The following is a 1839-nucleotide window of genomic DNA, read 5'->3' as shown; positions in this document are numbered from 1 at the left end:
ACCTCCGGGAGACCATTCATTCAGTAACCGGGCAGCGGGACCCGCGGTTCGAGATCATTGCCGTCAATGACGGATCACCCGACAACAGCCGGCAGATCCTGGAAGATCTCAAAGAGGAGATTGGAGACCGGCTGATTGTCCTCACGGTGGAAAATGGCGGTGTGAGCAGAGCCCGGAATACCGGTGTCCGATCAAGCCGGGGAAAGTACCTGGCATTCATTGACCAGGATGACCTCTGGGCCCCGGAAAAGATCGAAGAACAGGTGGCCCTGCTTGAATCGGACCCTTCCATGAGTTTATCCTTCACGAATGAATCCATCATTGATGACCAGGGAAACCTCATCAGGGAGAATGTCCTCACCCTCGGAGCCCGCAACCGCGGTGCAATTCTCGAAGCCCTCCTCTTTGATAATTTCATCCCCATATCCTCGGTCATGATGCCAAGGGAAGTATTCGACCGTACCGGGGGCTTCCGGCCGGAGTATGCGCTTGCAGAAGATTACGATCTCCTGCTGAGGGCTGCTGAGCTGGGAACAGCAGATTTTATTGATAAACCCCTGCTGAAGTACCGCACCCATAAAGAGAGCGGTACGTTCAGAAAGATCGACCGGATCATGGCCGAATCGTTTGAAATCCTTGATGCCTGGAAGAGCCGGCGCCCGGACCTGTTCCGGAACAATCTCTTCCGGTACGGGATGTTCAAGATAAAATTCTATTTCCTGAAACTCAAAATACGGATATCTGCCGGGTTCACCCCGTGAACCGGTATTACTGCAACGAACTCCACCCCGCCGTATTCGTCCGGTACCAGTCGATTGTCTGAATGATCGCTTTCTCAAACGGCATCTGGGGTTTCCAGCCGAGTTTCCGGATTTTTTTGGTGTCAACGGAGTACCGGAAATCATGCCCGGGACGGTCCCGGATGAAACTGAGGAGTTTTTCAGGTTTTTTAAGATTCTTCAAGATAATCTTTGCCATCTCCAGGTTTGTTCTTTCCTCACCTGCCCCGATGTTATAGATCTCCCCGGTCTTTCCATGGCTTTGAACCCTGTCGATTCCTGAGCAGTTATCCGTCACATAGAGCCAGTCACGGACATTCAGCCCGGTCCCGTAGATCGGGAGAGGTTTATTGGCAAGGGCTTTGAGTATGAGCACGGGAATCAGTTTTTCCGGGAACTGGTATGGCCCGTAATTGTTCGAGCTCCGCGTGATAATCACGGGCAGATCATAGGTCTTGTAATATGACAGGACGAGGTGTTCAGCGGCAGCTTTGCTTGCCGAATAGGGTGACGAGGGGTCAAGGTTGTCCCCTTCTTTAAACGATCCCCTGGTGATGCTGCCATAGACCTCATCCGTGCTGATCTGGATATACCGCGATACATTGTTCCTGTGGGCATAATCGAGCAGGGTGCAGGTTCCCATGACATCGGTCCTGACAAAGATACCGGGATCGGAGATGGAGCGGTCAACATGGGTCTCTGCAGCAAAATTAAAGATGACATCGCAGGAACCGGCTTTGTTCACATCCTTCTCCCTGCAGATATCTCCCCGGATGAACGTGATCTTCTTTCTGACATCGCGGAGATTCTCTTTTCGCCCGGCGTACGTGAGCTTGTCAAGGACAACGATCTCATCCTCGGGATATCTCTCTACCAGAAACCGTACAAAATTCGATCCGATAAACCCGGCACCGCCGGTAACAAGGAACCGCATCGGGGTCACCCGTGTTTTTTGCCGGGATCGAGTATCCAGTCGTACGGTATCTCGGGGGAATCGGGGGGCAGCCGGAATTCGTCAGGCTCCTTGTAATTATACGGCTCTGAAGGCACACTTACCACC

The 1839-nt window shown here is 52.5% G+C and carries 2 protein-coding genes; one reads left to right on the top strand and one right to left on the bottom strand.

Annotation, left to right across the window (positions count from 1 at the left end; genetic code table 11):
- On the top strand, positions 1-761 hold a 761-nt coding region (locus CW742_RS11635; RefSeq protein ID WP_292420569.1), incomplete at its 5' end, for a glycosyltransferase.
- 7 nt (positions 762-768) lie between these two features.
- On the opposite strand, the gene rfbB is transcribed toward CW742_RS11635, so the two are convergent.
- Positions 769-1713 (bottom strand): dTDP-glucose 4,6-dehydratase, encoded by a 945-nt coding sequence (rfbB, locus tag CW742_RS11630; protein WP_292420568.1) that lies wholly within the window; start codon positions 1711-1713, stop codon positions 769-771.
- Between the last annotated feature and the right edge of the window lie 126 nt (positions 1714-1839).

It is taken from the genome of Methanoregula sp. (assembly GCF_002835825.1).
Lineage (GTDB): Archaea > Halobacteriota > Methanomicrobia > Methanomicrobiales > Methanospirillaceae > Methanoregula.
This window is presented reverse-complemented; position numbering and strand designations above follow the sequence as displayed.

What these genes read in the sequence shown, in the direction of transcription:
- rfbB (WP_292420568.1), bottom strand. Translation starts at nt 1,713, where the DNA reads ATGCGGTTCCTTGTTACCGGCGGTGCCGGGTTTATCGGATCGAATTTT.